Origin of the sequence: Halorubrum sp. AD140 (assembly GCF_034497445.1) — an archaeon.
In the GTDB taxonomy this organism is placed as follows: domain Archaea; phylum Halobacteriota; class Halobacteria; order Halobacteriales; family Haloferacaceae; genus Halorubrum.
The window spans coordinates 1-1,316 of the sequence record NZ_JAXRUU010000217.1 but is presented as its reverse complement, the minus strand read 5'-3'; the positions used below and the strand labels follow the sequence as shown (position 1 = coordinate 1,316).

Annotated in this window: 3 pseudogenes; all 3 read right to left on the bottom strand. The window is 55.9% G+C overall.

Going from position 1 to position 1,316, the window contains the following annotated elements:
* Positions 1-604, bottom strand: a pseudogene (locus U4E84_RS17585) (class I SAM-dependent DNA methyltransferase); the annotation flags it as partial.
* A 162-nt stretch (positions 605-766) separates the two neighbouring features.
* Positions 767-949: pseudogene (locus tag U4E84_RS19010) on the bottom strand (phospholipase D-like domain-containing protein); the annotation flags it as partial.
* An 18-nt stretch (positions 950-967) separates the two neighbouring features.
* Positions 968-1,316, bottom strand: a pseudogene (locus U4E84_RS17580) (hypothetical protein); the annotation flags it as partial.

Here is a 1,316-nt window from a genome sequence, read left to right as displayed (position 1 = left end):
TGAACGCCTCCAGATCGTCATCCTCGTTGACGATCTCGAGAAGGGTGGGCAGGTCGATCTCGTAGAATGAGTCGAGCCGGTGACTCGTCGGTCCGTAGTAGAGTCGCCACTTCTCACCGTTCGTCAGAACAGCCCAATCTGGCGACGTCTCTTGGAGGTAGCGATGGATCTGATAGCTCGGGTTCTCGAAGTCTCGCTTTTCCTCGCCACGTGTGTCGAGCTTGCGACCCCAGCGCTTCGCGTCCGCGACGGCGATGGACTCCTCGTAGAAATCCTCGCGGTCGAACGCCGCGTCGGCGGCCTCGTCACTTGGGAAGAATCCGTAATCCGGTCGGCGCGCATTCCGCATTACCGTCTCTTCGATCTCGTAGGGAATCTCGAGGATATCGAAGATGGGTCGAATGACGTTCCGCTCAAGCTGGGCCTCGTTGTAATCCTCGATGCGGTCGCCTTTCTCGTCGAGGATCGATTTGATTTCGGTGAAAGCTGATTCCACCTCCGCGTCTGAGGGTTCGTTCCAGGGCTCAGTATCGCGGAGGTGGTCGTTGAGGTAGTGATTCGAAAACAGGTCGCGGTTCGTTCGGTAATTAGTTGGATCCGTCATTGGGTGGGGACGATCTCCGGGATAGGCATGGTACTACAGCTATACCATACCCGAATGTCGCAGTTAGATAATACTTTCTAACGGCACGGTGGATACGCTCACGTCTGGCGGTTCGAACAAGGCAGGTTGCCAGACAACGAAACACCACCGAGCTGCTGATAATTAGATGTCAACCGCGACCGCACCGTCCGAATCGAGCAGGAACTCACACAGGTTACGGAAGCCCGTTACGGACGCACCCTTCAAGAGGACCCCAAGTTCGAGATATCGGTTAAACCCGTAATCCGTCACGTTCGCACTTCCGACATAGACGGCTTGCGAATCGAACAGCATGATCTTCGCGTGAAGTGTGAAATGCGGATTCTAGCCGTTCTGTCGTTGTTCTTCGACCGGCGTTGTGTCTTCCCAGACGGTATAATCGACGAGTGAAATCTTAGATGCGACATTCCGTTCCGATGCTCGCTGTGTAAACGACTCGATGACGTCGTAATTGTGCGATCCCGGATCCGAGAGGTATCGCGTCACTATCGTCAACTCGACGCCGCGATCGAGCGCATCGAGTAGGACGTCAGCGAGACGACCGAGACCGCCCCCCTCGAAAAACGGTGAAAGAAGCACGATCTCGCGCTCAGTACGCTTGACTTGGCTCGCAAGTGTCGAGAGTAGCCCCTCCATGTCGAAGGTGGCAGGAGTCGAGCTGCTGAACGCAGGG